This window comes from Clostridia bacterium (assembly GCA_035628995.1).
In the GTDB taxonomy this organism is placed as follows: Bacteria; Bacillota; Clostridia; order Lutisporales; family Lutisporaceae; genus BRH-c25.
In genome coordinates this window covers 73,566-97,902 of record DASPIR010000008.1, presented here as the reverse complement: position 1 = coordinate 97,902, position 24,337 = coordinate 73,566, and the positions used below count along the sequence as shown (strand labels likewise).

The following is a 24,337-nucleotide window of genomic DNA, read 5'->3' as shown; positions in this document are numbered from 1 at the left end:
ATTATATTATCTAACATTCTTTTTTACAACGAAAATGACAATTTGTAACCGAATTGCAAACTAAGAAAGGAAACAGGTCATCTGAATGGCGAATGTGACTCCAAACACATAAATAATAGGAGTCAACCTCTTTCGGCTGACTCCTATTTCACTAGTCAATAACTATTTCTTTATTACTGCTCCCCTGCTAGTGCTTTGCGTTGGCTGGCTCTATGTTAATTCTCTTGCCTTTTATCTGATTGTCTTTCATAGTCTTTATTACATCATTGGCGTATTCTCTCGGCACTTCAACAAAAGTATATTTGTCATAGATATCTATACTGCCGATGAGCTTGCCCGGAATACCTGTTTCTCCAGCAATGCCTCCAACAATATCCCCAGGTTTTATGTTCTGGTTTCTGCCGATATTTATGAAGAGTCTTACCATTCCAGGTTCTCCCCCAGTATTTTCGAAGTCCTTCTCTTCAGGCTGTGCTTCTCTAGCCTTGCCGCCAATAGCCATTTTCAAAAGTGCGGCAGCAATGTCAATTGAGGCATAATCTTCTTCAGCCAAACGTTCTATTGAAGCAATATATGGGCTGAGGTCTCCCTCTTCCATGACTTCCTTTATCTTTTCCATGAACATATTGCTTCTGACTTCTTCTACATCCTCAGAAGACGGTGCTTTCTTAAGTGTGATCTTAACTTTGGCATACCTCTGAATATCTCTCAGCTTATAAATTTCTCTGCCAATAACAAAGGTAAATGCTCTGCCTTCTCTTCCGGCTCTGGCTGTTCGGCCTATCCTGTGAACATAGTATTCTTCATCCTGTGGTAAATCATAATTGAATACAGCCTCTATGTCGTCTACGTCAATACCTCTGGCAGCTACATCAGTAGCAACAAGAATATCTACCGCTCCGCTCCTGAATTTAGCCATTACCCTATCTCTCTGCACCTGCTTCAAATCTCCGTGAAGTGCATCAGCGAAATATCCTCTGCCCTGCAGATCCGCTACCAGTTCATCAACTTTTCTCTTTGTGTTGCAAAAAACCAGTGACAGCTTCGGATTGTACATATCAATAAGTCTTGATAATACTTCCGGTTTAGTCTTTTCTTTTACTTCAAAGTATACCTGCTCAACCTTAGGTGCAGTCAGTTCCTTATGAACTACCATTATATGCTTTGGGTTCTTCTGAAACTTCTTTGTGAGGTCCAAAATCTGCCTTGGCATAGTTGCAGAGAACAACAAGGTCTGTCGTTCGTCTGGAACAGACTTTAGTATAGTGACTATGTCATCTATGAAGCCCATATCCAGCATTTCATCCGCTTCGTCCAGAACTACCATTTTGACATGGTCAATTTTCAGAGTACCTCTTTCCATATGGTCCATAACTCTGCCAGGTGTTCCTACAATAATTTGCGGCCTTCTCTTCAAAGCTTTCATCTGCCTGTCGATAGGCTGACCACCATATATAGGGAGAATCTCTACTCCCCTTTTGAACTTGGCAAGCTCCCTGATTTCCTCAGCGACCTGTATGGCAAGCTCTCTTGTCGGACATAACACCAGTGCTTGAATTGCTTTTTCTTCATGACTTAGCCTTTCAAGCATCGGTATGCCGAAAGCTGCTGTTTTTCCAGTTCCGGTCTGAGCTTGGCCAATTACGTCCCTTCCTTCCAGTGCGTAGGGAATTGCTTGCGCTTGTATCGGAGATGCCTCTTCAAAACCTTTATTCTCTACTGCTTTAAGAATTTCACTTGATAAATTTAAATCTTCAAATTTCACTGTTTCCATTCACTACCATCCTATCTTTTTTATGTAACTATTTAACAATACATTTATTATGCTCAGTTTGCAACAAAATTTTTCATACCTAAAAAAAAAGATAGGTTTTTTGCCTATCTTTTATATCCATTCAGATAATCCATGAAGTCATTGTCCTTATCCACGAATACCGTTGTATCCTTCATTTCCTTATAGGTGTTCGTCCTCTGTATGAATCTATAGAACTCTAAATCCTTACTTAGAGATTCCTCATATATTTTAATCGCTTGCGTATCAGCAGTAGCTTTGATATTTGCCGAATCTTCTATGGCTTTAGCAATTACTTCTTTCTTCTGCCTTTCTGCTTCAGATACGTCCTTGTCATATTGGGACTGGCCTTCTGCCTTAAGCTTTTCACTATCCTTTCTTATCTCTTCAATCATTTTATTTTGTATTGACTGGATATTGGCTGTCGGGAAGTTTCTTCTGTGTATCGCAATATCAGCAACCTCAACGCCATAATCAAATAGGAGCTCTTTGCTCAGCGCTTCTGTTCTTGTCTTCAACACTGACTCAGTCTTACCCTTATCGAAAAACTCATCAAACCTCAGGGTATTGGCTGTTTGAATTACAACAGGATATACCCTGTCATCCATAAGCTTGTTGAGGTCACCTTTGCCATAGCTTCTCATATTTACCAGCACCGGGTTTACAATCCTATACTGGGAATACATATTTATATCTATCTTTTTTCGGTCAGAAGTATTAACAGTATCTCTTACAGATATATAAGTAAGATATTTAGTTGTATACTCTGTTACATCGTCAGCTATAGGAAGTCTGAAGTTCAAGCCCTTCCGGTCAGTGACTTCTACATTATAACCCTTATCCTTCAAAGCTTCCCTTACATTTTCCATGTCCTGAGTATTCACTATTACCTTCTGAACCTTGCCCCACCTTTTAACAAGAGCTACTTCATCCTCGGCCACAGTGTACGGCACTGTCAGCAGTCCGAATATGAACAAAGCTGCAGCACCCCATATAATTATCTTCTTAATCATTATTTTCCCTCACTTCCTACTTACTGTGCAACCTGCTGTTTTACCGCACCTTGATCCATGTTGTAGAATTTATACATCTGCCCTTTATCTGTAAGATCCACTACAACCTTGTTATTCTTTATAAACTCCCTCATAGCTTCCACGTAGTACTTTTCTCTTACAACATCCGGGTTCTTCTTGTACTCTTCATATAAAGAATTGTACTGGGCTACACTCGCCTTAGCATTAGCTACAGTTATAGCAGCATCTCCCTTGGCACCCTCAGTAAGCTTCTTAGCCTCTGCTTCGGCTTGAGGCACCAACATATTTTTCATTTTCATTGCTTCCTGTATCTTGCTGTTCTTGAACTGGTTGGCTTCTTCAACCTGCTGATATGCTTGATCAACCTCCGGCAGCAGCTCAGTATTCTGAGTTTTTACCTCCACAACCTGTATTCCGGCATCATATTGGTTCAACACCTTCTGAAATTCCGGGAATATCTCATCATCTATTATGCTTTTATTGGTCAAGGCTTCATTCAGAGTGAATATTTGAGCCGCATTTCTCACGCAATCTTCCAAAGCAAGCATCATTGTGCCTTCCAGATCATCAACCCTATATAAATATTTATAAGGATCTATTATACGATACCTAACCACAATATTAGTCAGTACCACCGAGCTGTTGTTGCCTTTGGCGTCGACTATGACCATTGCTTCATCCATAACATCCTGGTATTCAGGATCTCTCCCGTTGTCGCCTTCCCGCAGTGTCCGGTATCCATACTCAAGCTTCCTTATCTGCTGCACATTAACCTTCTGCAGATTGTCTATAAAAGGCAGCTTTACATGTAGTCCGTCTTTTGTCTCGATTTTCACTACCTTGCCAAACCTGGTTATCACGCCATTCCAGCCAATATCCATCTTATACACTGTACCAAACAATAAGTTTAACGCCACCCAACCGAGAATCACAATAATGGCGACCTTCTTTATGATTTTGCCTGCTCCTGGCCCTGCGGCTCCGCCTTTTACGGCATTAGCAAGTCCTCCCAGGATACCCCCTAATTTATCTGACATTAGCTACACCCTTTCTTTTTTTATTCCTATTTTTATACATATTCCATTTCTGCAGCTTCGATGCTTGTCTATTCAAATCCTCCAGTTCTCAGTTCCTTCTTTAACGTCTTGCAAATATATTTGCTATTCTGTCTATGTGGCTAATCTTATCATCAACACCTATAAAACACAAAGGCACATTTTGACTTGTTTATGCCACTATAAATTGATTTTGACTCAAAAACAAAAATAGGAGCACAGCAGGTAGTGCAGGTATGCATCACGCCACAGGGCTCCTCCAATCGCAGTTTATGTAAATTTTCATTATTCCAGAATATGTCTCTAACGCTTGATATATCTCTCGTTTTCTTCGATATCCATTTTAATATCAATGTTTGAGATTTTTTTATCTACAGCACTGATTATATATATGGACTGAGAAGTGCTATTTTACCTTCGGCTTTTCCTGATTCCAGGTAGCTATGGGCTTCTCCCGCTTTTGTAAACAAGAACTCCTTCTCTGCTTTCAATATCTTTAGCTTGCCGCTCTCAATAAGTTCTTTGACTTCCTTCAATATTTCCCCATGTCTTTCCCTATCTACCCCATCCACCAATGCTATCAGTATGAAAACACATCTCAGGCTGATTGCCTTCCTGTGCATCATCCCCAGGTCCAAGCTCACTCTGGAATTGGTAGTGCATACTGTCCCGTTCAGCCTAACTGCCTTGAAGCTGTTTAAAAGGTTTTCCCCTCCCACAGTATCAATCACCACATCAAAGCCTTTACTGCCAGTATACTGCTTAACGTATTCCTCCACACTTTTTTCCCTGTAGTTGATAACTGCATCTGCTCCAAGATCAAGTGCGCTCTTGCCTTTGGAGTTTCCCGATACGGTACCGTACACCTTCGCGCCCCTTATTTTAGCCAGCTGGAGAGCAATATGCCCCACCCCTCCTGCTATTCCATGTATTAGCACTTTATCCCCTTGCTTTATCTGTGCCTTCTCCAGCAGTTCATAAGCAGTTAAACTTACCAGGGGATAAAATGCAGCCATCCTATGATCGGTATTTTGCGGTTTATGCCCTATGAGCTTAGAGTCTGCCAGCATATACTCAGCTAAGGCACCACTTTCATTAGCGGCTCCCCCCGCGCAGCCAAAAACCTCATCTCCAACTCTAAAGCCTGCAACTTCTTCCCCTACCCCGACAATAACTCCTGAGAAATCTCCGTTAAGTACTGCCGGAAAAGGTGGCGTTATAGCAGGAACAAGACCTGCGCGAATCTTTGTCTCTATCGGATTTACACTGCTTGCATGCACCTTCACAAGCACATAACCAGCCTTCAGCTTAGGTACATCAAGCTCCTCCTCACGAAAAACCTCTGGTGAACCAAATCGGTCAATGACCATTGCCTTCATAATCAATCACTCCTTGATTAATATTTTGTAATCCTGTCGAAAATGATATAATACCATTAGAATAGCATATGCGCTTAGAGATTTCGATACAAATGAAAGGAAGTAATTGTAATGAGTTTGGAAAGTGTAAGAAAGTTTTTTATCGAAAATGGATATATGGATCTTCATATACTTGAGCATGATGGAAGCACTGCTACTGTTGAGCTCGCTGCAAAGGCCCATGGTGTGGAGCCTGCGCTTATCGCAAAAACCATGGCATTTGGATTAAAGGATAGAGAAATATTGATTGTTACAAAGGGTGACGCCAGAATTGACAACCGCAAGTACAAGGATTGCTTCCATGAAAAGGCGACAATGCTGAACCATGAAGAGGTGCTGGAGATAACTGGGCACCCCGTGGGGGGAGTATGCCCCTTCGGCCTCAAGAATAGCTTGGATGTTTACTTGGATATTTCAATGAAAGAGTTCGAAAATGTTTATCCAGCTGCAGGCTCGGTGAATTCTGCCGTAAAAATATCTCCTGAACGCTTGCAGGAAGTGACTGGCGGAACTTGGGTAGATGTTTGCAAATAAGTCTACCCTTCTATCGGCACCATACCCGAAAGAGTGCCATTTACTACATAGTAGCATGCATTTTCTTCAACCTTGAAGTAAAGAGCTATGCTTTCGATTTCTTTAACAATATGACCTTTTTGCCTCCAAACTTCCTTTACCTTCTTCTCCAAGTCAGCTGTAAGAATTTGCTTTCCATGATACTGCACATAAGTGTTAATCTTCATATTTCCACCTCCTTATTATTCCATAACAGTATATTTAAACCACTTATTAAAGAGATTATCCTCTTTACTTTTATATTTGTCAAATCAAAAATAATCAGTCGCAAAAATCGTAGACAATGAAATCAGCAACAGGGTTATATCCGATTTTAGTATATATATCGTTTGATGTGGGATTTGATAAATCAGTAAAAAGACTGCAGAACTTATAGCCATCATCCAGGAGCTTCTGACTCAGTGCTGCAACACAGCTTGTTGCATAGCCTTTACCCCTAAGTGCAATAGGAGTATAAACCAGATTGAGTACAATGCCATTCTTTGTAGACCTTGCTTTGCTTGCTATAGAAACCGGAACTCCATCCTCCCATAAATACAGTATGGCATTCCTGATGCTATTCTCCGCATGTGCAGTCGCCGCTTCCATCGATATACCCTCAAGAGCCTCCTCTGAAAAATCATATGTCCATTCTGCTGCTGTACCCGAATCTCCTGATGCAGCGGCTCTGAACCTTCCCTCACATACTTTTACTTCATTAACTTTATCTAATCTATATAGCCTTTGGTTCATCCTAACCTTAATACTTGATTTGGTCACTTTCTCCCATTGCTCTGCAAACCTGGTGGCTATCTTAATTGGTCCAATGACGCCCGGAATTTCAATTTTATTCTCTATAATATAGGCAACAGCTTTGTTGATGACCTTGTCAAGCTTCGGCCCCTCACCGTAGACCACCAAATTCATAGTTGTCCTAATCATGACAAACAGAATCCTATTTTCATCTTCAATCAATGCAAGCAGACTATCAGTGTTCTCCTTACTCTCAGCGAGTGAATATATAATTCCAAGCGGGAGAATATTCAAAGCCTCATCCTTTAAGAGGAAGGCTTCAACTCTGCCTAAATATTCTTTTGCATTGTGAAACTGTTTTATAATCATCGTGCTGCCCCCTTTTGTAGAGAATTTTAGTAACTTGGCATTGAACTATAAATCCAGCAGTCATCCTCTGATTTATATAGAGGTTCCTCCCTAAATCCATTCTTTTCTTTATCAAAAGCATAGCCCATCATGCTAAAGCTTGCACCTTCTGCTACTATTACAGTGATATTCTGTGTTGGCTCCTCACCGCTGTTAGATACGGTGAAATAAACCACCCCTAACTGCACATACTGAGATAATAGAGGGTAGGACTTATCCCCATCACGGACCACCAATACCCAATCCTGGCCATCGTCCCACCCCATTTCTCCCTTTTCATCTCGTCCCGCAGCTGTAAACAACTCTATCTTCTCTTCAATATTATCCATGTCTATATCATTGGAGAACTCCCCGAGCTTTGTCATCCCCTCAGTATTTATCGAGTCGCTTGCCACCGCCTCAATCAGTTTAGTATCAGCTTTAATCTCTGGTTGAGGCTGCACATCGGACTGCTCCTTACTCTGACATCCAACCAGAGTTAAAAGTAAAAAGGCAATCACTATCAATGCATATCTGCTGCGTTTCACTACAAACACCTCCGTTATAATTAGTCCATGAATCTTAAACTTCTCCATTCTTCCCACCCAATCTTTATTCCGGGATATGCAACCCTTTTGAAATGCCACACTTCATCCAGCCACTTCTGCGCTGTTTGAAACAAGTGCTCTTCCAGCCCTCTTTCAAGCTCACTCTGCCTTACCCATAGATATACTTCTGCATCATATTCCTTTACATGGCTTGGGTCAATATATACACAACCCAGGCATTCACTTTCATCCAAAGACATTACAGTATATGCGAAAGCTATTCTTGCCAGGAATTCACTTTGATGTCTTTCCAGATCTCTTAAGTCCTCTTCAATAGTCATATCTTCTCGTGGCCATATACCGCTTGCATACGGATCACATAAGCTTTGCAGATGTTCTATACTCGTCATTACCGCCTCATAGTCCTTCACAACATCATCAGTAGACAGCATTCTTAATCGCAGCTTTTCTGTTTCAAGCTTCTCAGGAACAATAAAATCATCCGGTACAAGCTTTTCTCTCATATCAACCCCACCTTTCTTCATTGCAATAAACAGTTAGTACAATATATTCTGCACTTGTAATTTATTTCCTTTAATAGCTAAGTGAAATTTATAAAAACAAAAAACACCCTATCCAAGGTGTTTCTTGTTTTTATTGATTTCAAGTTAGTTTTGGCCGCTCCTATCTGCGGTAACGTACTGCAGGGGGCGGTGATATAATCTTATGAAATACCCATTCTCCCAAGGCTAATCCCACTGCAGCCAGCAATGCATCGAAAAATGAAATGGCCGCCCAAGGATAGACCCAGTTGAACACTAAAAGGACAACTAATGATAAACCTGCATCAGCGGTGGTCGCAATAATATTATTCGTTTTAGGAAGTATGCCCAAGTCTCCAATCAAATAGGCTGCAACTGTTATTACCGCTGATATCGTCAGTATATTAGAAAAAGTAAGATTGGTAGTGTAAAGAAGTATAATTGATAGCACCACTGCAACCATAATAAATTTTATTAAAATTGCACTGACATGTTTCATATGTTTTCACCTCATTTCAATACTAGTATAAACAAATTTTATGCAGATATGCTTCATATTACTGTATTCCCACATATATATAGTTCTGAACGACAATATTTTCTAAGAACACATTACATATCACATTCATTTTGCATATAAATCGCAATAGAAGGTGACGTGGAATAGCTGTGATTTATAACATCAATGAAAACGTTTCGCACTATTGAAGAATTATATTAGTGATTTAGTGCGAAGCATATAGGAGGAGTATTATGTATTACTGTCCTTTTATGAGAAGCCCTGAGTATTATCGTGTAAGCTACAGCATAACTGTAAATACCAAGACACGTAAGCTCCATTTGCTTAAGGATGGAAAGTGGTTCAAGTCATACCCTATAGCTACTGGAAAAATCCTGACTAAAACTCCAACAGGCACTTATAGAATAATCAATAAACAAGTGAACCCGGGTGGCCCCTTCGGAGCAAGATGGATGGGACTTAACAGAAAGGGCTATGGAATACATGGCACAAATAATCCTTCATCCATTGGGAAGGCTGTATCTCACGGATGCATCAGGATGTACAATAAGGACGTTATTGAACTGTTTAATTTGGTGGGCGTGGGTACGAAAGTCAAAATTGTATAGTTAATTTTTTTATTTTCTAATCAGCAAAAAAAAATAACGATAGCTTGTTTGACGCAAGCTGTCGTTTTTTTCGTCTTTACCTATATATGTACCCTGTAAGAGCACTATCTAATTGAATTCTAATGTTTCTTTAAAACTACTGTAAGTATTAAAGTCTAAAATACATTATAGGCAGTAATGCTGCTTTATTTGAACTGTTAGGAGTGGTAATGGCATATGAACAACAGATATATTTATTTAGTTTTTTCAAAAACAGGTACTTGGCTCTCCAGGCTGATTTCTGCCTTTTCCGATATAAGGTATCCTCATGCATCCCTCAGCTTTGACAGTGATTTTACCGAAATGTATTCCTTTGGCAGAATTAATCCCAACAATCCTTTTTCGGGAGGTTTCGTTGTAGAAAGCCTCCATGGCGGGGTATTCAGCAAATCTGCGAGCTGTGAATGCATGATTCTAAGAGTAAAAATAACAGATGAACAGTATTATGCGCTTCAGGAATATATTGAGAAGTTTTCAAAAGAAAAAGATAAATATAAATACAATTTCTTAGGTTTATATGGAATCCTGCTTAATAAACCGCTAAAAAGGAAAAACTATTATTTCTGTTCCCAATTTATATCTGAAGCATTGATAAAAAGCAATGTGCTGGAATCCGAGAAAGACCCTGAGTTAACAAGAACAGACGATTTATACTCTATAAAAAACAGAGAAATCCTATATGAGGGGTTTGTAAATGAGCGCTACCTTTTCCCAGTCTTTATACAGGTCTGATTTATGCGAGGAGAATAATATATGAATAGACAAAAGCTAATACAACTATTAATCAGAGTAAGCTTGCTGCTGCTTTTTATTTCCGCCGTAGCAATTACTGCTTTAAAGTATTCAGCAAATATAGTATACATGGCGTCAAATCCCGGTGCTTTCAAAACCATACTGTCGTCCTACGGTGCAACAGGAATTATTGTATTTATAGGTGTACAGACTCTACAGGTCATAATCGCAGCCTTGCCGGGAGATCTGACCCAGATTGCAGGGGGATATATCTATGGGACACTGTTTGGGTCCATCTATTCAATTATAGGGATCACACTTGGCTCTATCATTGTTTTCTTCGCTTCCAGACTTCTGGGATACTCCCTTATTAATCTGTTTACGCCAAAAGAGCTGCTTGAAAAGTTCAGCTTTCTCATAAACAATCCAAAGTCTGAAATTGCGATGTTCATCTTGTTCCTTATACCGGGCATGCCCAAGGATGCTTTGAGCTATCTGGCAGGGATTACCCCTGTAAGACCTATGACGTTTTTTATGATATCTTCAGTTGCACGTATACCCGCCATAGTTGCATCTTCCTATATTGGAGCAAATCTGCAGCAGGGCAATTATGCAGTTGTAGCCATAGTCTCTGTATTCGCATGCCTGCTTTTGCTCACAGGTTTTTTCATGAAAGACCGCATCATAGCCTTTCTGCACAACCTTCTGTATAAGAAAAAGGATGATCTGAGAGTAGATCCCGAGATTGTTAAATAACCGACCAATTAGTGTAACATTAGCCGCCCCTATGGAATATTATGTAAATGCATTCTTTTTGGGGGTGATTAATATGACTAACGGAGCATACAGACAGTGTCCAAGCGGATCCGTCCCTTATATCGTCAGGTCTGGTGACACACTTGGTAGCATTGCCTTTTTCTACAATACAATCGTCAGCGACATCATAAAAGCCAACCCGGGCATCAGTCCGAACCAACTGCAAGTCGGCCAGCAGCTTTGTGTTCCTATGAAAACTCAATTATATCCTGCCTGTCCCACAACAAACTACTATGTTGTTGCTTCAGGTGACACAATGGAATCAATAGCCGAATACTTCGGCATTTCCTCTCAGCAGCTTTTGTACTCAAACTACGGAATTGATCTAAACGACCTATATAAAGACCAAGCAGGTCAATCCTGGGGGGCCTTATGGCACCAGGTGGATGGGCTTAACAGCACCCAGCTATGGAATCCATGGCACCAATAATCCCGCTTCCATTGGCACAGCAGCTTCTAATGGCTGTGTCAGGATGTTCAACAAGGATGTGGAAGATCTCTTCAACAATGTAGGTGTTGGCACGGTGGTAAGGATATTTTAGTGTATCGATAAAAAAAACAGGCTGTACAATAGATGTAAGACTGTTTTTGTTCTATGTGTTAATCAAATAGTGAAAGCTGAGTATTCCCATATCCCTGCTTGTAACTCTTTATGATATCTCCCATACTATATAGTATGCCATATCTGTCACATTCCTTCTGAAACATCTGCCGCAACATCTCCGCTTTTGGCGAATGACACTCATAGGAATTGCCAAACTGCTGTATGTACTTCTGCTTGAGGGTAGGAAACTGCTCATCAAGCTTTTCATAATACCAAGCCCTTTGGTTTTGCCTCAATGTTACACCAAAAGCGGGATAAATAAATTTTGCCCCGCTCTCATATGCATAACGTATGATGTCTCTTATATTTTCCTCGTTATCCTCCAAAAATGGCAATACAGGCATGAGTAGGATGCCTGTAAATATACCCTGATCGGAGAGCTCTTTAACCGCAGCAAACCGCTTTGATGATACTGCCACATTAGGCTCTATCTTTTTACATAGTTCATCATCCCATGTGGTAACTGTGATCTTAATTAGTACAGGAGAATGGCTTTGTATTTCCTTTAGAATATCTATGTCCCTTGTAATCAAATTACTCTTTGTAGCAATGGAGGCACCAAATCGGTAGGTGTTGATAAGTGATAGCGCACCTCTTGTCAAACGGTATTTATTTTCAAATGCATTGTACGGATCACTCATTGCACCTGTTCCAACCACACCAGTTCTGCGTTTGGATTTTAGCTCACGCTCAATTATGGCAAGAGCATTCTCTTTCGCCCTTACCTCATCAAAGTTCTCTACATGATAGCATTCACTGCGGCTGTCACAGTAGATGCAGCCATGACAGCAGCCTTTGTAAATATTCATATTATAGTTGCAGCCAAACCAGGAATTATTGTCCATATAGCCTGAAATGATTGTCTTTGCCGGAATATACTTCATATTTCATAATCCTTTTCATCATATTATACAACCAGTATAACATGAGTAACATGACAACTGTGTGTCATATTTTAGTCTTTTGCGCTATGGGTCTTTTTATAAGATTCCTAGAGCGAATGGCTTTTGCTGCTATGCCTAAAACGGGTAAATTGGTATTGGCTGCAAGTTTGCTAACCATTGGTAGACTAAGAAAAGAAACCAATCTATCTAATCCTTTGTTATCCATGTTGTCTACATATTTTCTTAGTATTAATTCATCTGCATATTGTTTATCAAACCATGAAGTCAATTTATTGTAGTCTTTGCCTGTAATTATTGACTCAGCAGCATATACACCACTTAATATTGATGGAATTTGACCAAACCCCATAAAAGGTAAAACAAACCCTCCTGCTGCACCAATAAGTAGTTTCTTTCCTATTCGTCTGGTCGAGACCCTTCCCATTTTATATTCTTCATACTTAAATTCAGTCTTGGGTATAGGTTCAAACTTCAGTTCTTCTATTGTTCTTGACCAAAGGGTATCCAGTTCCTCTGGCGAAGAGGGAATTGCTACTGTACAATAGCTGGCTTCATTTGCATCAAAGGGTGCAAAATACACCATGCAATTTTTGCTTAATTTAGTATTCAACCAGATTTTTGAAACACCCAGGTCGAATTTGCCCTTGACGATACAGCCCTTCAAAAATGCTTCGATATCTGTCCTCCATACCTTAAGTTCTCTTGATATAGTGGGATCTCCTGTAGCAATTATAACCCAGTCAAAATCCTCTTCAAGCTCCTGCCAAGTGACCGTAGAATTAAAATGAATCTTTGCTTTAATTTGCCTGGCCAACTGACATTCCCAAGAGCGGTCATCATGGCCGCGTATTGATGTATATCCTAAGTTGTAACCTGTAAAAGTTGCTTTATGATTAGGAGAATATATTTCTATTGTATGTACTAATCCTGTTGGCATCAGATTAATGTTATACTTTTTATTTATATAGATAACCGGGTCTTTCATCGGCCTATGTACTAATTGCATAACTGATTCCATATTGGGAAAGCGCTCACCGACTCTTTCACGTTTTTCAAAAATTACTGGTTCTATATTATTATCCTCAAGATATTTCGCACATGACAGCCCTGATAGTCCTGCTCCTAATATTGCAACTTTCATTTTTCTTTACTCCTCCTGGTTTTCTGGCAATATTATATTAACCAGGATATTGGAATAATAATCATATGAAATAGGGTTCTGTCTACTCCCACACCAATTGCCATGTGACACCAAACTTATCGGTCACCCAGGCGACCTTTCGCAAGTGATAAGTATAATAACCTAATAACCTCGAAGTCTATCCCTCATTCTTTTTCTGTTTTCTATAATTTATAGTATTGCCATAAAGAACAACAAGCACAGCACAAAATAGTGCAACTGCACCCTCCATTGGCAGTCCTTTAACACTTGAATATATTTGAATCTCCTCCTACTCGCTTTCTCTGAGGCTTAATAAAATTTTCACCAGATTTAATTATATTTTTCTGGTATTCTTCGCAGGCTTTCTGCGATTCTCTTCAACTCTAAATTCAACTATTCTTCTGATTAATTCCATAGGTAATGGTTGATTCAGAGGAAACTGTACTGACCCTTTCCCTCTTTTATACTCTTTCAATTCCTGTTCAAATGCCTCAATACCACTTGGTATCGGATAAAATCCGATATGATCTTTAAACGCAGCAAAATGTACCAAATTCCCGTTTAAGTAAAATGTAGGCATCTGATAGCTTATTTTTTCTTCTGCATCTGGTGCTATCGCTTTTACTGCAGCTCGTATCTCTTCCAACTTTTTTTGGATTTCAGAGGGGAAACATCTCACATATTCATCAATGGTACTGTATTCCTTTTTTTCGTTTTCCACTATTATCTCCTTTCGTATATAGAGTTATATTTTGGATTGTGCCTCGTGCAATTGCTTGTATGAGTATTCAGTTCCTTATCCCTATGCTTCAATTATTTTTAATAATTCCTGCGGTCTATCAATAATATAGTCTGCACCTTCCTGTTCCAAAACCTCTCTATCCCGAAATCCCCATGTTACACCTACAAACATAATCCCAGAATTTTTAGCAGTTTTAGCATCCACTTCTGAATCACCTACATATACCGCTTTATCAGCAGCAGAACCTAATTCCTCAAGTGCTTTTATCACAGTATCAGGTGCTGGCTTCTTAGAAACACCTTCTGCTTCTCCAATTGCCACTTTTATATATTCTCCAAAATAGACTTCGTTAAGCTCTTTTACTGCTTTATCAAATTTGTTTGATACAATTGCCAGCTTATAATTTTCTTTTGATAATTCTCCTAAAAGCTCCATAACTCCTTTATAAGCACCAGTTTTGTTTTGCAGATTCCCCGAATAATGGTTGCGAAAATCTGCAAGACATTTTTCATAATGCGGATTATCAAACCCATCACATATGGAAAGTCCCATTAAATTAGCTACGCCATTACCGACAAAACTCCTGACCTCATCCATCCTTCTGCATGGAAAGCCATACAATGCTAACACATAATTGACACTATCTGTAAGGTCTTCAAGAGTATTAAGCAACGTCCCATCCAAATCAAATATAACAGTATCATACTTTTTCATTTGTCTCACCTTTACTTATGTAATTATTTCTTCCCAGCCATTTATAGTTTTATTTTTGCTACTATGCGATACTCCTTATTGTTTGAATCATCTTTGATAAAATGCCATTCTCCTGGAATTCCTAAATCTTTAGCCAAGCCTTCCAGGGTGTACATCATAATGCCTGCATCAGTATAGCTTGCTGCATCTTCAGGATGTAGAATTGCGAGATCAATTTCTCCGTCCTTCAATATTAATCTGCAGGGCTGCAAGTTTTTATAAGAAGGTGCGTTTCTGACATAGAAGAATATATCCGCCACGCCTCTTCTTTCCAACTCCTCATAGGTCGCTTGTTTTCCCCATTCATATAAATATACTATCTCACCTATGGAATGCCTTGATCTGTCAGAGGATGCAGCCTCATTAACCTTTGTTCCATAGGGGTTTTGTTTATATTCAGGCGTTGTATTTGTTACAGTCATGTGTGGAGTCTTCTGTTTAATAGCTTCCTCATCTGCAAGTCCGAGCGCCAATAGATAGTTGATGCTTCCTTCATGGTTTTTCAACAGCTTCGATTTTAAGTCGTGAGATATGCTTCTTATATTTATCCAACAGCTGCCTATATTCATATCGTACAGCTTTTTGACTGCTGCCTGCATATAATATGCTCCCAAAAATTCAGCTTCAGTATCTTCTTTGGTAGTAGTAAGCGCTATGTAATGCGGACTTTTGATCATAATGCCGCTGTAGCCGCCAATACCCTCTAAGTCATCGAAAACCTCTTTACCATTTATGATCATAATAAGTGAAAAACCTTTTTCTCTGCCAATACCATCATTAATTTTTCTCAAATATTCACTGATATCAGCAAGCTCTATCCCTCTTAAGCGGGTTTCCTCGTAATCCCTGATTGATAGAATATTTGCCGTGAATTCTCTAAAACTCATAATTCTGCCCCCTTATTTTATAAATCTATTGATTGAATACTAAGGTCTAAACACCACAACTAAAAGCATTTTAAATTGTTCACTAGCCAGTAGTGCATGAGATATTCCTGCCGGCATTACAATAGTTTCACCTTTTTTCAGATGAAAAGTCTTTTCACCAATTGTTACATCCGCTTCTCCATCAAGCAAATACACCATTGCATCTCCACTAGATGAGTGAGAACTTATTTCTTCCCCTTTGGCAAAAGCAAATAAGGTTAAGCTTAAATTTTTTCCTTGAGCTAAAGTCCTGCTAATTACTTGTCCTTCTTGATATGTAACCAAAGACTCCATTTCCAGCACCTTCGAAAGTTCAATGTTTTTTATAAATTGTTCCATTATTAATCCTCCTCATATTAACTTATTTCATCCAATATATTATCATTTAGATAATAATAACTTACATATATAATATATCATTTCCATATTTCTAAATATGTGATTCTTATCACATATTTAGAAATATAAATTTGAGTATATCCATAAAAATAATAAAACCGGTCAAGATGAAATTTCATCTCACCGGTATATAATTATTATCCAATCTTACTTACCGTATAATGCACCATATAGCTCCTTAACTCCATAACACTTTCTGCCATTCCACCAATTCTGCTTTATCTTTACTAATATCCTTAATATCAATGTTTCGAAACATGTTAAACTCTTTTCTCGTTTGAACTGCCATTTTTAGAACATCATTATTTTTCGTTGTTGATGTTCCTCTAACGATCTCATATAAAGCAGCATCATTAATAATAATGACTATCTCTTTACCCATGTACTTTTTCAATTTCCTTAGGAGTGTTATCAATGCAATTTGTCCTACAATTGCTGGCTTCTTGTATTCCATCACGATAGATTCATTGCATAAGAGCGCTTGATCCTCATAGATACTATATCGAACTTCTATATTCTCTCCCTCATATAGAGATTCAACCCCTGCTAAATAAGCTTTAATCATTAGAATTCCTCCCATAATTTATGAATTGTTTTTCGAGTCTGCCTGGTCTTTAAAACTTCTCATTTATTATTGTCCCGATTATAGAGGATATGCGGTTATTGTGAAGCGAATCAAAAATAACCACTTAACTGCTGTACCCGGTACACATTTTATTCATCTGCCTTTTTGGAGTCTGTAAAATTCTCAATAGACATCATAAGGAAACCACAGAAAGCCGCATTATCAAAGTGCAGTGAAGCAGCAACTTCCTCTTTCATCTGATTGATTTGTTCCCGATAAGCCCTATAAAATCCAAAGGTTGGATTAGGGCTGTATTTGAGTCCTTCCAATTCAAAGTACTCAATAACGCCTTTTGCGGTGGTAGGTTTGATGAAAACTTCCACACTCGGTCTGTAATAGACGGGGTATACTGTTAACAACGGCCATTTAGCCAGCTTGTATTCTCTGAGCAAGTCAGACATCAGCTTAAAGCCAGACTCCTGATCCCCATGTAGGAATTCCTTCAATCCAAGAGATAGACGTTCTTTTTCATTGTCGTCGATGGCTTTTACCAGGTCTCTAAATTTGGGTTTTTCAAAAATTGAAACCATAGAAGACTGGCTGACAATCTTGCTCATGGAATCGGCAATTTTGTTTGAACTTTCAAATTGTTCAATTGCGAAGCTATCCTGTGCCAATTTGTTCATTTTCTCTACTTTATGCTTCTTCGCAATTTCGAGCATCAATGGATCAGAAAAGCCCCCGGGGTATCGCGCAAGAAATCTTTCTTCGGCTTCTTTGAGCTTTGTTCTATTCAAAACTTCATCTCCTTTATTTTTATTAGATATTGCATAATTTTGGGTACAAGATGCAAAGGCTAAAGTTTCTCTATTTCTTTCTTTAGCAGTTCTATTGGATATGCACTACACATCAATTTGTTTGAATAAATCTAACGCAATAATGGAACCATAAATTTCGAATATTTAAATAATGTTCAATCAAATAATAAATCTAACTTGAAAGGAGAATGACATTATGGGTTGGGTATGTAATCCTCAATGACCGAAAAACAAAGCTACCGGTGGTAGTTTGTCTGGCTTGCGGCCTTTCCCCGAAGCCGATATACTCGAAGATCAAGCTGCGAATGACTTAATGAAGACCCATATATTAAAAGGAACTATTGAATCCTTAGAGGGCTTATCACTCATCTTTTCTATGTTCGCTGAGGATGACAAGCACAATCTGCCCCTTGCTGCAGAAGCTGCAAAGTCTGGGCGATTGAAATGCATTGAAGCGGCGCTTGCGTTTAACAGAGCAGGGAACCTTATTGAGACCCATAAAGTTCGACAAGACGTCGAGGAACATGTGAAGTCACTAAATCTTGATTCTACAATACAGGATTGGACTAAACGTGGAATAATAGCTCCCGGAACTGAAAATCTGCAACTTCATGCAGACCAAAGAACGCTCACTGAACAGGTCAATTTTGCAAAACTTGTGCAAAGTTACGCTGAAAAATATGACTTATTAGCAAATTATCTTGAATGGCCTGTGGAGAATCTTGTATCTAACCGGTATCCATTCCGTGATGACATGATGAGAATTTTCTCAACAGTAAGTCTCGTCATTCACGAAGCTTCTTTCTTGTCTCAGTTGTTTTATGAAATACCTGGTAAAGACCGAAGTCATCACATGAATTGGCTTAACGCTCAACCTTCTAATCCATAATTGTTTTCGGCAGGTTGATTAAAAAGGAGAATCTAAAGGGACATAGGGGACAGGTACCTTGTCCCTAAGTTCTATTTATTACACTCTTTGATATTCCTGTAATCCTGGATAATTGTCTTATTGTTACTCCGTTCTTTATTTTTAGTCTCTTCAGTATTTAGGTGCCTAGTGCAAAGGTTATTTGGTTACTGAAACCAATAAGTATAATAACCTAATAACCTCAGAGCCTGGCACGTAATTCTATTAGTAACCTCAGAGCCTGGCACGTAATTCTATTAGTACATTCTATCAACATAGGCTTGTCTCCTTTTAATCCTCATTAATTTTCATAATAAAGGAAAAGGATAGCATGTGTTGAATTGCTATCCCTGAATTAAATATTTTTCAATATATCATTCAACTGCATTTTAAAATTTGGAATATCATTTGCTAGGGTAATCCATACGTCACCCATCTTCAATGTTTGATACTTATGGGCAGTAATGTCTCTCATACCGGCTATTCCTCGCCATGAAATTTGGCCAAAGGACAGTTTGAATTCTTCGGTGAGACTTTTAGTAAGCTCTCCTATGTTTATAAGTGTCATACAAACTGCTCTCTTTGTGCGTTCGTCACTTATAAACTTTCCTAAGTCAAATCCCTTTATTAGTTCCTCAATTATATCAATTTCCAGCAATATCTTTTTTATTATCTGATAATCTCTATTGTTCATAGATATCAACTACCTTATTTATTTCTATTAATGAATACTCATCTACAGGAGCATGTATCAAATCTACTTCCCTATTCAATCTTGACTCGATCTCATTTTTGATGTCTGAAAGCAAAAACAGTGAGACATTAGGAGATAAAAACTCAACTAGAATATCTATATCACTTTCTTCGCTTGCGCTACCATCTGCATATGACCCGAATAGTGATATCTTCTTTATTGGATATTTTACCATAATATCACTTATTGAATTTTTGATCTTATTTATAGTTAGCATTTTGACATCACCTCCAACAAATCAAACAAAATCCCTAACCTAATTATATCATAATAATGTGTTTTATAAACATCCTATTTCTGCTCCCTCTCCACCAGAAATCAAGTGCCAGGCACGACTGCTAGACGGTTATTGGCACAAATTTGTATTTAGGGTAAAGAATTCGGTATCAGGGAAACTGCTAAAAAATGACCATAAAAATTGAAGTATGTAGTAAATTGACTCAATTTAAAAGAGCCTTTGCAAAATTTCGTGCACTTTCTATATCCTTACTATCCGGATGTCCTTTAGCAATTCCACCTATCCATTTGAATATACCATAGGTATCAAAACCCTTACATGAAAAACTGTTCTTAACTAATGCACCATTAGATGTAAGATGGTCTATGAGCGATTTATTATATTTATTATTTCCTGTTCCGCTCGTAGAAAATACAAAAACACTTTTACCCTTGATTTTTGCTTTCTCAATTGTTTGGTATAATTTTGCATGATGCTTCCCATTAAAAATACCTGAACCAAAACCTATTAAATCATATTGTTTTAATAAATTGCTTTTCACCTCATCTGTTTGGAGTAAGTCCGCTCCAAGAGTTTCTGCTATTACGGCAGCTATTTTTTTTGTATTTCCATGGTGAGTAGAAGAATAAATAATTAATGATTTCATTAAATCACTCCTGCTTTTTTGTTAATATCTTACTTTATTTTACGATAATGATTGCTAAATGTCTAATAGAATTACGTGCCAGGTACAGCACTTTATTTATCAATAGCTTTTGAAAGAATATCTTCACATTCCTTTAGCATTTTTTGCAGTTCTTCCTTTATATGATCATCAATTGGTAAATTGCTGATTTCACAATTCAAGCCTTGCATTAAATCTTTGACAAAAGACTTAAAGTCAACCTTCCCGGTAGCTTCACAAAATGGTAATTGATAGTCTATTCCAGCGAGAATAGCCGTGCCATTCATTTTCGCATAAATAGGTATTACATTATTAACAATTTCAATCGCTTTTTCAAATATATCCTGCAACTTATCGCTATCAATTTTTGCATCCTTACTGCATGGTCTCAATCTGATAAGATAGTATGCTTTCCCCCCATCCCCTTCGACGTTATCCAAATAAGTCCTAAAAAGCTTATACTCTCCGCATTCAAATAAATGTTCATACTCTTCATTATATGTAACATCTTCAAACACAGGTCCTGATAAGGTCTTTAATTTATCCAGCAACATAGGAGGAATTGAACTTGTTCTTCTGCTGTTGTTCAACCTGTCGCTTATTCTTTCTTGCATTTGTTTACTAAGTGCATTCGTAAATTCGTCTTTATAACTTGTGTTTTTATCACTCTTTACGTTATTGAAACGATAAGAGAATGTCTGCATGTCTATAGAATTAGTAATATTCACATCAATACACTCCTTTAATTTGGGTCTAAAATATTATCGGCAGTATATTGGGAACTTTTAACTATACCCAGCTAGCTTTTCGTAATTACTTGTGGTACGGTTAACCGTAATATGGTTAATTCTAATACTTTTTATTTAGGTCTTCCCATAAAAAAACCTCCCGATACAATACTGACTCCAGCATATCAGAAGGTCAATACTTTTAAATAACTCTCTAAATGTCGGGCCTGGCACCTATTCTACATCACTTATGCTTATGCTCTGTAAGAATTTCAATGTCAAATATAAGGCTCTTCAGATCCTTCTGTTTTTTCTCAAGCCGCTTCCGCCGATACTCGTAAAGCAAAGCAATGGTCAGAATGGCTGACTGTACTGCTATGAAAATAAGTCCCTCTCTAATGCTGCTGAACCTAAAAAAACCGTACATACCCTATACCTCCTTGCCCCGCAAGCTGAATGCAATTAGGACCTTTTATCATATATTTCCCCTCCTTATCTTCTTTAGGAGGGGAAATTGAAAAAGTGCATATGCAGGTTTTATCCCACACATGCACTTTATGTTATCATTCAGATCCCCGGCATCCATGCAAATTACAATGCAAACACACTGTAACATCAATGCAATGGAACGGTTCTTGAAATTACTGTAAAAATAGACTATAATAACATAAGGTTGCTGTGGCAGCGAAAGCTGCGTTTGTGGGTGGTGTTTCACCTGCATGAGCCTGTAAGTGTTCGAGCACTTACAGGTCATGGCGACCTTTTTCAATTCCCCTACAATAATTATAGCCTTATATTTTCCAATGCGCAACAATTTTGTATTTTTTTGTTTGTTGAATTACGTAAGAAATCAAGTGTCAGGGAAAGCACTGTTAGACGGTTGTTATTAGCTTTTTCTTAAATAACTGACTAAACGTCGGGCCTGACACCTACCCTCTTACCCGGCTCCTTGGCGACTACCGGGACCGGACTTTCACCGGTTAGCACAGTCCAGCTTCGCTGGACACGCAGTTGACAGACTGGCATCTAACTCTGATCTACCAAGGCGGCATTCCCGAGGTAGATGAGGTCATTAAAAAATTTCATAAATAGAAGATTTCCCATATATCGTAATATCGTAATATCATAATATATGAATTGACAAATATATCTTATGTCCGTATAATATTGAACATACCCCATACGGGTATAGTCAATATTATATTAGGAGGATACCAATGATTAGAAATACAAGGGGAATTGTGCAATTATTATTTTTAGGCTTTTTTCTGTTCGTCATGTTTACAGGTAAAGCACAACTGTGGATGGGTTTCATATTCCTATCTATTATCCTGGCTGCCTTCTTCGGAAGATTTTACTGTGGTTGGGCGTGCCCAATCAATACACTCATGAAGCCTGCGGTCTGGTTAAGTAAAAAACTCAAACTGCAGAAAAAGCAAATTCCGGGAATCCTTAAAACAGAGAAGCTCCGTTGGATCGTATTCAGCTTATTTCTAATTGGTCTTGGGTATACCATTTATACGATTACGCAGGGACGGAAATTCCCATTGCCTTTAATCATCATACCATTGGGCCTTATTACTGCATTTTTTATTAACGAACGGTCATGGCATAGGTATTTGTGCCCATGGGGCGTTTTATTCAGCTTGACAGGCAGGTTTTCCAAGCTTGGGATTAAAGCCAGTGGCTGCATCAGCTGCTCAGCTTGCGAACGTGATTGTCCCGGTGATGCCATTAAGATAGAAAAGGAAAAAGGCGTACAAATTGATCCGACACATTGCCTTTTGTGTATGAATTGTACGCAGATTTGCCCTGTAAAAGCAATAACTTATAAAAAAGGCTTTAATTAAAGTATTTTGAAAAATTAAGGTGGAACAGATACGCCTACTCGTTATAAAAAATGATGATCTTAATTTAGAGAAAAGGACGTGCTTTATATGAAGAAAAATTGGACGAATTATCTATATATCCTCACACTATTGTTTTTTGCGCTTGGATTTTTCAATATCATTTTTGCATGGGTCGGATTTGCATGTATCATCACACCGTTTATTCTGCTCGCCAAGGATAAACGTAAGACCTGGTGCCAGGGTTATTGCCCTAGAGCCAATTTGTTCAGTGTACTATTTCAAAACAGATCCTTAACGGGAAAGCCCGGTCCGAAGTGGCTGATAAACGGCAGAGCAAAATGGATCATGCTGGCTTACTTTCTGTTTAACTTCTTTGTCTTAACAATGTCGACGATTATGGTATTCGCAGGCAGAAGACCTTTAATGGATAAGGTAAGATTTATGATTGCTTTTCAGATACCGTGGGATATGCCTCAATTCCTCAATTTTGGAGTTTTCCCGGATTGGGCTATACAGTTATCCTTTAGGATTTACTCAATGATGTTTACAACTACTGTTTTAGGGTTGATACTAGCTTGGCTGTTCAAGCCTAAAACATGGTGTACCATATGCCCCATTAATACGATCTCCGACCTGGCTCTTCGAAAGAAGACATAGGGGACAGGTACCAAGACATAAGGGACAGGTACCTTGTCCCTAAGTTCTATCTATTACACTCTTTGATATTCCTGTAATCCTGGATAATTGTCTTATTGTTACTCCATTCTTTATTTTAAGTTTCTTCAGAATTTCATCTCTTTTGCCCTTTTCTAGCTGTCTTACTTCTTTCGGATCCATTATATCCAGTTCCTTGAAATACTCCTTTATTTTACTATCTGATACCCTTGATTTTTCCTCATCTTCCAAGCACATATCATTGTTCCTCTGCATATTAAAGTTCTGGAATAATTCTATTGCTCTTTTTCTATCAGATGAATACATATCCAATGCAAAATCTACATCTACTATTTCAGTTTTTCCAATATACTCTTTATAGCTATTCCATTTATAATCATGAATGTCCTTAACTATTCCCGCTTTCACCGGGTTCTGATGAATATATCTCAGTACCGACAAAAAGTATTCATCACTTTCTACAGCTTCGCTCCTGAACCTCTCCTGAAACATATGCCCACACCGCTCATACTTCTTATTGTACCAGAATACATAACTGCTGCTTATCCGCTTGATTATATTTGAAATGGATTCTTCAGTCTCTCTAATAAGCATATGAATGTGATTGCTCATTATACAGTAGGCAAATATTTCGAATTCACTCACTTCTTTATATTTCTTTATTGTTTCAAGTAATCTCTCTACATCTTCTTCATCCTCAAAAATATCTTGTTTGTTTATTCCTCGAAGCATTATGTGGTATATTCTGCTTTTACTTCTAACTCTTGCATCTCTTGGCATGTCCATCACCTCAACAAAAGTATATCAATAATTTACGTAGGGACAAGGTACCTGTCCCCTCGTCCCATTCC

The 24,337-nt window shown here is 38.4% G+C and carries 33 protein-coding genes; 9 read left to right on the top strand and 24 right to left on the bottom strand.

All coding sequences use genetic code 11. From position 1 onward, the window contains the following. Window positions 1-187 precede the first annotated feature (187 nt). The 4 genes from VEB00_02110 to VEB00_02095 all read right to left on the bottom strand — a co-directional run bounded on the left by VEB00_02110 (window position 188) and on the right by VEB00_02095 (window position 5,260). Window positions 188-1,774, bottom strand: coding sequence for a DEAD/DEAH box helicase (locus VEB00_02110; GenBank protein HYF81811.1), 1,587 nt, complete (start codon window positions 1,772-1,774; stop codon window positions 188-190). Window positions 1,775-1,878: 104 nt separating this feature from the next. Then, window positions 1,879-2,805 (bottom strand): SPFH domain-containing protein, encoded by a 927-nt coding sequence (locus tag VEB00_02105; protein ID HYF81810.1) that lies wholly within the window; start codon window positions 2,803-2,805, stop codon window positions 1,879-1,881. 20 nt (window positions 2,806-2,825) lie between these two features. Further along, window positions 2,826-3,863 (bottom strand): FtsH protease activity modulator HflK, encoded by a 1,038-nt coding sequence (gene hflK / locus VEB00_02100; protein HYF81809.1) that lies wholly within the window; start codon window positions 3,861-3,863, stop codon window positions 2,826-2,828. 401 nt (window positions 3,864-4,264) lie between these two features. Beyond that, window positions 4,265-5,260: a zinc-dependent alcohol dehydrogenase family protein gene (locus tag VEB00_02095; GenBank protein HYF81808.1), complete on the bottom strand. Its 996-nt coding sequence runs from the start codon at window positions 5,258-5,260 to the stop codon at window positions 4,265-4,267. Window positions 5,261-5,371: 111 nt separating this feature from the next. On the opposite strand from VEB00_02095, the gene VEB00_02090 reads away from it, so the two are divergent. Next, the gene (locus VEB00_02090) at window positions 5,372-5,833 is read left to right on the top strand and encodes a YbaK/EbsC family protein (protein ID HYF81807.1); all 462 of its coding nucleotides are present in this window, start codon (window positions 5,372-5,374) and stop codon (window positions 5,831-5,833) included. Between the two features lie 2 nt (window positions 5,834-5,835). Here the strand turns inward: VEB00_02090 and VEB00_02085 are convergent, their stop codons facing one another. The 5 genes from VEB00_02085 to VEB00_02065 form a co-directional block, all read right to left on the bottom strand. Next, window positions 5,836-6,039, bottom strand: a complete 204-nt coding sequence (locus VEB00_02085) for a DUF6465 family protein (protein ID HYF81806.1) — start codon at window positions 6,037-6,039, stop codon at window positions 5,836-5,838. 94 nt (window positions 6,040-6,133) lie between these two features. After that, complete coding sequence (locus VEB00_02080; GenBank protein HYF81805.1) at window positions 6,134-6,973, bottom strand: GNAT family N-acetyltransferase; 840 nt, start codon at window positions 6,971-6,973, stop codon at window positions 6,134-6,136. A 26-nt stretch (window positions 6,974-6,999) separates the two neighbouring features. Continuing rightward, window positions 7,000-7,539 (bottom strand): hypothetical protein, encoded by a 540-nt coding sequence (locus VEB00_02075; GenBank protein HYF81804.1) that lies wholly within the window; start codon window positions 7,537-7,539, stop codon window positions 7,000-7,002. A gap of 20 nt (window positions 7,540-7,559) precedes the next feature. Further along, entirely contained in the window at window positions 7,560-8,063 is a 504-nt protein-coding gene (locus tag VEB00_02070; protein HYF81803.1) for a GNAT family N-acetyltransferase, read from the bottom strand. A 160-nt stretch (window positions 8,064-8,223) separates the two neighbouring features. Further along, window positions 8,224-8,580, bottom strand: coding sequence for a DUF2512 family protein (locus tag VEB00_02065; GenBank protein ID HYF81802.1), 357 nt, complete (start codon window positions 8,578-8,580; stop codon window positions 8,224-8,226). 254 nt (window positions 8,581-8,834) lie between these two features. Here VEB00_02065 and VEB00_02060 point away from each other — a divergent pair, with 254 nt between their 5' ends. The 3 genes from VEB00_02060 to VEB00_02050 all read left to right on the top strand — a co-directional run bounded on the left by VEB00_02060 (window position 8,835) and on the right by VEB00_02050 (window position 10,736). After that, window positions 8,835-9,209 (top strand): L,D-transpeptidase, encoded by a 375-nt coding sequence (locus VEB00_02060; protein HYF81801.1) that lies wholly within the window; start codon window positions 8,835-8,837, stop codon window positions 9,207-9,209. A 216-nt stretch (window positions 9,210-9,425) separates the two neighbouring features. Next, a complete protein-coding gene (locus VEB00_02055) occupies window positions 9,426-9,980 on the top strand; it encodes a hypothetical protein (GenBank protein HYF81800.1) in 555 nt (184 codons plus the stop codon). Window positions 9,981-10,001: 21 nt separating this feature from the next. Further along, the gene (locus VEB00_02050) at window positions 10,002-10,736 is read left to right on the top strand and encodes a TVP38/TMEM64 family protein (protein ID HYF81799.1); all 735 of its coding nucleotides are present in this window, start codon (window positions 10,002-10,004) and stop codon (window positions 10,734-10,736) included. Between the two features lie 19 nt (window positions 10,737-10,755). Here VEB00_02050 and VEB00_02045 read toward each other — a convergent pair whose 3' ends face one another. Beyond that, on the bottom strand, window positions 10,756-10,998 hold the full coding sequence (locus VEB00_02045; GenBank protein HYF81798.1) for a hypothetical protein: 243 nt from the start codon (window positions 10,996-10,998) through the stop codon (window positions 10,756-10,758). Between VEB00_02045 and VEB00_02040 the strand changes: the two genes are divergently transcribed. After that, the gene (locus tag VEB00_02040) at window positions 10,888-11,226 is read left to right on the top strand and encodes a LysM domain-containing protein (protein ID HYF81797.1); all 339 of its coding nucleotides are present in this window, start codon (window positions 10,888-10,890) and stop codon (window positions 11,224-11,226) included. The genes VEB00_02045 and VEB00_02040 overlap by 111 nt on opposite strands. Further along, window positions 11,183-11,338: a L,D-transpeptidase gene (locus VEB00_02035; GenBank protein HYF81796.1), complete on the top strand. Its 156-nt coding sequence runs from the start codon at window positions 11,183-11,185 to the stop codon at window positions 11,336-11,338. The genes VEB00_02040 and VEB00_02035 overlap by 44 nt, the downstream gene beginning before the upstream one ends. A 58-nt stretch (window positions 11,339-11,396) precedes the next feature. Here the strand turns inward: VEB00_02035 and VEB00_02030 are convergent, their stop codons facing one another. The 8 genes from VEB00_02030 to VEB00_01995 form a co-directional block, all read right to left on the bottom strand. After that, window positions 11,397-12,284 carry a radical SAM protein gene (locus VEB00_02030; GenBank protein HYF81795.1) on the bottom strand — a complete coding sequence of 296 codons (888 nt, stop codon included), beginning with the start codon at window positions 12,282-12,284 and terminating at the stop codon, window positions 11,397-11,399. A gap of 64 nt (window positions 12,285-12,348) precedes the next feature. Continuing rightward, window positions 12,349-13,446: an NAD(P)-binding protein gene (locus tag VEB00_02025; protein HYF81794.1), complete on the bottom strand. Its 1,098-nt coding sequence runs from the start codon at window positions 13,444-13,446 to the stop codon at window positions 12,349-12,351. Between the two features lie 355 nt (window positions 13,447-13,801). Then, window positions 13,802-14,188, bottom strand: a complete 387-nt coding sequence (locus VEB00_02020; protein ID HYF81793.1) for a DUF1801 domain-containing protein — start codon at window positions 14,186-14,188, stop codon at window positions 13,802-13,804. An 81-nt stretch (window positions 14,189-14,269) separates the two neighbouring features. Next, on the bottom strand, window positions 14,270-14,923 hold the full coding sequence (locus VEB00_02015) for an HAD family hydrolase (protein ID HYF81792.1): 654 nt from the start codon (window positions 14,921-14,923) through the stop codon (window positions 14,270-14,272). Between the two features lie 41 nt (window positions 14,924-14,964). Beyond that, the gene (locus VEB00_02010) at window positions 14,965-15,849 is read right to left on the bottom strand and encodes a nitroreductase family protein (protein HYF81791.1); all 885 of its coding nucleotides are present in this window, start codon (window positions 15,847-15,849) and stop codon (window positions 14,965-14,967) included. Between the two features lie 39 nt (window positions 15,850-15,888). Continuing rightward, the gene (locus VEB00_02005; protein ID HYF81790.1) at window positions 15,889-16,227 is read right to left on the bottom strand and encodes a cupin domain-containing protein; all 339 of its coding nucleotides are present in this window, start codon (window positions 16,225-16,227) and stop codon (window positions 15,889-15,891) included. 238 nt (window positions 16,228-16,465) lie between these two features. After that, window positions 16,466-16,852 carry a hypothetical protein gene (locus VEB00_02000; protein HYF81789.1) on the bottom strand — a complete coding sequence of 129 codons (387 nt, stop codon included), beginning with the start codon at window positions 16,850-16,852 and terminating at the stop codon, window positions 16,466-16,468. Window positions 16,853-17,001: 149 nt separating this feature from the next. After that, complete coding sequence (locus tag VEB00_01995) at window positions 17,002-17,649, bottom strand: hypothetical protein (GenBank protein ID HYF81788.1); 648 nt, start codon at window positions 17,647-17,649, stop codon at window positions 17,002-17,004. Window positions 17,650-17,920: 271 nt separating this feature from the next. On the opposite strand from VEB00_01995, the gene VEB00_01990 reads away from it, so the two are divergent. Beyond that, window positions 17,921-18,559 carry a hypothetical protein gene (locus VEB00_01990; GenBank protein HYF81787.1) on the top strand — a complete coding sequence of 213 codons (639 nt, stop codon included), beginning with the start codon at window positions 17,921-17,923 and terminating at the stop codon, window positions 18,557-18,559. Window positions 18,560-18,932: 373 nt separating this feature from the next. On the opposite strand, the gene VEB00_01985 is transcribed toward VEB00_01990, so the two are convergent. From VEB00_01985 to VEB00_01965, 5 genes are all read right to left on the bottom strand, one after another. Beyond that, window positions 18,933-19,271 carry a HepT-like ribonuclease domain-containing protein gene (locus VEB00_01985; GenBank protein ID HYF81786.1) on the bottom strand — a complete coding sequence of 113 codons (339 nt, stop codon included), beginning with the start codon at window positions 19,269-19,271 and terminating at the stop codon, window positions 18,933-18,935. Further along, complete coding sequence (locus tag VEB00_01980) at window positions 19,261-19,548, bottom strand: nucleotidyltransferase domain-containing protein (GenBank protein ID HYF81785.1); 288 nt, start codon at window positions 19,546-19,548, stop codon at window positions 19,261-19,263. Before VEB00_01980 ends, VEB00_01985 begins: the two co-directional genes overlap by 11 nt. Window positions 19,549-19,771: 223 nt before the next feature. Then, window positions 19,772-20,215, bottom strand: coding sequence for a flavodoxin family protein (locus VEB00_01975; protein ID HYF81784.1), 444 nt, complete (start codon window positions 20,213-20,215; stop codon window positions 19,772-19,774). 92 nt (window positions 20,216-20,307) lie between these two features. Next, a complete protein-coding gene (locus VEB00_01970; GenBank protein ID HYF81783.1) occupies window positions 20,308-20,961 on the bottom strand; it encodes a hypothetical protein in 654 nt (217 codons plus the stop codon). Between the two features lie 244 nt (window positions 20,962-21,205). Continuing rightward, a complete protein-coding gene (locus VEB00_01965; protein HYF81782.1) occupies window positions 21,206-21,388 on the bottom strand; it encodes a hypothetical protein in 183 nt (60 codons plus the stop codon). 790 nt (window positions 21,389-22,178) lie between these two features. Here VEB00_01965 and VEB00_01960 point away from each other — a divergent pair. Beyond that, complete coding sequence (locus VEB00_01960; protein HYF81781.1) at window positions 22,179-22,811, top strand: 4Fe-4S binding protein; 633 nt, start codon at window positions 22,179-22,181, stop codon at window positions 22,809-22,811. Window positions 22,812-22,898: 87 nt separating this feature from the next. Further along, complete coding sequence (locus VEB00_01955) at window positions 22,899-23,468, top strand: hypothetical protein (GenBank protein ID HYF81780.1); 570 nt, start codon at window positions 22,899-22,901, stop codon at window positions 23,466-23,468. A 39-nt stretch (window positions 23,469-23,507) separates the two neighbouring features. Here VEB00_01955 and VEB00_01950 read toward each other — a convergent pair whose 3' ends face one another. Next, complete coding sequence (locus VEB00_01950) at window positions 23,508-24,266, bottom strand: transposase (GenBank protein HYF81779.1); 759 nt, start codon at window positions 24,264-24,266, stop codon at window positions 23,508-23,510. Window positions 24,267-24,337 lie beyond the last annotated feature (71 nt).